Origin of the sequence: Inquilinus limosus MP06, assembly GCF_000767795.1 — a bacterium.
In the GTDB taxonomy this organism is placed as follows: Bacteria; Pseudomonadota; Alphaproteobacteria; order DSM-16000; family Inquilinaceae; genus Inquilinus; species Inquilinus limosus_E.
The window spans coordinates 1-2,267 of sequence record NZ_JANX01000779.1 but is presented as its reverse complement, the minus strand read 5'-3'; the positions used below and the strand labels follow the sequence as shown (position 1 = coordinate 2,267).

3 protein-coding genes are annotated in these 2,267 nt (G+C 70.4%); all 3 read left to right on the top strand.

Annotated features, from left to right (window positions below):
* The coding region (locus tag P409_RS32260; RefSeq protein WP_034848235.1) for a peptidoglycan-binding domain-containing protein at window positions 1-371 on the top strand (371 nt) is incomplete at its 5' end.
* Window positions 372-375: 4 nt separating this feature from the next.
* On the top strand, window positions 376-1,251 hold the full coding sequence (locus tag P409_RS32255; protein WP_034848233.1) for a c-type heme family protein: 876 nt from the start codon (window positions 376-378) through the stop codon (window positions 1,249-1,251).
* Window positions 1,244-2,267: serine/threonine-protein kinase (locus tag P409_RS32250; protein WP_152613665.1), on the top strand; the 1,024-nt coding region annotated here is incomplete at its 3' end. The genes P409_RS32255 and P409_RS32250, both read left to right, overlap by 8 nt.

Sequence of the window (2,267 nt, the reverse complement as noted above, 5' to 3'; positions counted from 1 at the left end):
AGCTGGTGCCGCCGCCGCGCCCGGCCGAGGCCGCACCGCAGGTCGCCGATATCGGTCCCGCGGATCAGCAGCAGCCGATCGTCCCGGAGACTTCGGCCCCGCACGGCGAGGCGGCCCAGACCCCGCCGGCCGCCCCTGCAGCGGCCGCGCCGGTGCAGGCCACCCAACCCCCGGCCCGGCCGACGGATTCCCGCACCGGCCGGATCCAGGCTGCCCTGGCCCGGCGCGGTTTCTACGCGGGATCGCCCTCGGGCCGCATGGACGGCCGGACCCGGGAGGCGATCCGGGCCTTCCAGGCCAGCATCGGCGACCCGTCGAGCGGCGTGCTGACGCAGATCCAGATCGCCAAGCTGCTGAATCTCGGGCCGTGACGCCATGACGCTTCGGGTCAAGTTCAACCTGGTGATGCTGGCGGCCTTCCTGGCCGGGCTGGGCCTGGCCGCGCTGTTCGTCAACGCCGCCAGCGAGCGCGAGGCGCGGCGCGCGGTGCTGGCGGAGGCCGCCGCCATCATGGGGGCGGCCAAGGCCACGGTGCACTACACCGACACCCAGGTGGCGCCGCTGCTGACGCCGCAGATGAAGGCCCAGTTCCTGCCGCAGAGCATCCCGTTCTTCGCCGCCCAGCAGACCTTCGACCAGATGTCGAAGGAGTTCCCGGACTATGCCTTCCGGCAGCCCACGACCAACCCCACCAACCCGGCCGACAAGCCGGTGCCGTGGGAGGCCGACATCATCAAGGCGCTGCGGGCGCAGCCGGAGCTGGACCATCTGGTGACCGAGCGGGTGGGGGAGAATGGCGGGTCGATCCTGTCCTATTCGCAGCCGATCCGGGTCTCGAACGAAAGCTGCCTCGCCTGCCACTCGACCCCCGAGGCCGCTCCATCCTCGATGATCGACATCTACGGCCGCGACAACGGCTTCGGCTGGAAGCTCGGCGACATCATCGGGGCGCAGGTCGTGTCGGTGCCGGAGCGGGTGCCGCTGGCCCAGGCCCGGTCCAACCTCACGATCGTCATGGGCGGGCTGACCATCATCTTCGCGGTGATGATGGTGCTGCTGAACCTGCTGCTGCACTTCTTCATCATCGTGCCGGTGCGGCGGATCTCGCGGCTGGCCGACGAGATCAGCCTGGGCAACATGGATGTGCCGGAATTCGCGACCGCGTCGCGAGACGAGATCGGGTCGCTGGCCGTGTCCTTCAACCGGATGCGCCGCAGCCTGGTGACGGCGATGGGAATGCTGGGTGACTGACACCGCCGCCCTGCCGCTGCCCGACGCGATCGGTCGGTTCCGGATCGAGGCGATGCTCGGCCGCGGCGCCATGGGCGTCGTCTACAAGGCCTATGACCCGCATATCGAGCGGCCGGTGGCGATCAAGCTGGTGCGGGCCGACCTGCTGGAGGGGGAGGACCGGGACGAGTATCTGCGCCGCTTCGGCAACGAGGCCAAAATCGCCGGCCGCTGCGTCCACCCGAACATCGTCGGCATCTACGACTACGCCGTGCACGAGGGCAACCCGTTCCTGGTGATGGAGTATGTCGAGGGCGTCAGCCTGAACCACGCCTTCCGGCGCGGCTCCCAGGCCGGCCTGCCGGACGTCGTGCGCATCGCGCTGCAGGTGCTCGACGCGCTCGGCTACGCCCATGGCTTTGGCATCATCCACCGCGACATCAAGCCCGGAAACATCCTGCTGACCGCCGATGCCCGGCTGAAGGTCACGGATTTCGGCATCTCGCGGCTGACCTCCACCGACTCCACCCTGGGCGCGATGATGGTCGGCACGCCCAGCTACATGTCGCCCGAACAGTGCCGTGGCGGGCCGATCGACCAGCGCTGCGACCTGTTCTCCCTGGGCTGCGTCCTGTACGAGCTGCTGGCCGGCGAGCGTGCCTTCAGCAGCCTCAACTACACCGACGTCATCTACAAGCTGATCAACGCGCCGCATCCGCCGCTGCAGGACAAGCGGCCGGACCTGCCGCCGGCGCTGGTGCGGGTCGTCGACCGCGCCCTGGCCAAGCAGCCGGACGACCGCTTCGCCAGCGCGGCGGAGATGACGGCGGCGCTGCAGGAGCTGTCCGGCGACGAAGCCCCGATCGGCGCCGGCACCCCGGATCCGGCCGAGGCTGCCGACGATGACGGGACCACCGTGGTGGTGTCGTCCTCGCCCGGGCAGGTGCCCTCCCGGCCGCCGGAGCCGTCGCCGCCGACGCTCGGCACCTTCGGCGGGCTGGACGGCACGTCCCTGTCGACGATCGAGCGCAGCCTGG

Excerpts from the sequence above, each read along its gene's own strand:
- P409_RS32255 (WP_034848233.1), top strand. The coding sequence starts at position 376 with ATGACGCTTCGGGTCAAGTTCAACCTGGTGATGCTGGCGGCCTTCCTG.